The organism is Gilliamella sp. B3023, from assembly GCF_026536845.1.
In the GTDB taxonomy this organism is placed as follows: domain Bacteria; phylum Pseudomonadota; class Gammaproteobacteria; order Enterobacterales; family Orbaceae; genus Gilliamella; species Gilliamella apicola_E.
Genome location: NZ_JAFNNH010000055.1, coordinates 1 through 1,134 on the forward strand (window position 1 = coordinate 1; position 1,134 = coordinate 1,134).

The 1,134-nt window shown below is 35.4% G+C and carries 1 pseudogene; it reads right to left on the reverse strand.

Annotated features, from left to right (window positions below):
- Positions 1-770: 770 nt before the first annotated feature.
- Positions 771-1,134, reverse strand: a pseudogene (locus tag J3U16_RS11920) (hypothetical protein); the annotation flags it as partial.

Sequence of the window (1,134 nt, forward strand, 5' to 3'; positions counted from 1 at the left end):
TGCATTTTAGACTACCTTGTCAAGTAATTTTTTGATTTATTTACAATTTTATACTTTTATATCAAATTTTAGCCTCTGAGCCAAAACCGTGTAAAAAGTATAGTGACTGGAAAAACACGATGCAACACTTTTTTTCGCTCATTTACGTTAACTTTTGTAAATAGGATCTAAAAAGGATCTAAATTATAATTGGTTAACTATTGTTTTAATTAAATATATCGCAATTATAAATCTTTAAAATTAGAACAATTGATCCTTGAAAATTTTATTTTAGGGCTTTGAATTAGAAATTTAGTGATTTGGATCATTTAATAATTTTTAAGTGAGATTTAAAACCTCAAAAACCCCGCTCCTCAACTTTTTTTGATGGAAAAACACAGCTACTAAAAAACGCCACAGTTAAAGCGGAATTATTTACTTGAGATAATATATCAAAGCTGAATTTAGACCCCAAAAAACCCCGTTCCTCAACTTTTTTTGATGGAAAAACACAGCTACTAAAAAGCGTCATAGTTTAAAGCGGAATTATTTACTTGAGGCAACATTGCAAAACAGGATTTTGAACCCCAAAAACCCCACTCCTCAACTTTTTTTGAGATAAAATACCAAAAAAATAAACCCGCCTAGGCGGGTAATTGAAGCGTCGCTAAGCCACAAAATCGCTTTTTTTATGGCTAAACGACGTTGACTCGTAGCTTACTTTTAATCACTAAATACTATTTTTATCACTCCCACCCCCGCCCTAAGGATTAAGGACGAAGAAATAAAAACTAAGGATGGGAGCAAAGTCCGTAGATGTCGTAGTAGAACCAACCCACGTCACCGTCGTTGGTGTCCACGACATACTGGTCACTACCATTCGGGTCACTAGTCCAGACCCAACCGTAGCCGAAGCCAGCGCCTGAATAATCATCCATTTTGCCCCACTCCGTGAAAAAACCAGAACCTATATGACGCATGTAATACTTACTAGGTGAGGAAGGGGTGGTGCCTAAATTATTATAATTTGAATTTGTTAAATCCCTTACGCGAGGCATTCGATAACCAATACTATTACACCAAGATAATGTATTAGGATAAGTGTCATACTTAGAACCTCGGTTGACGAACCACTGCTTCAAAGTAAAACCATAT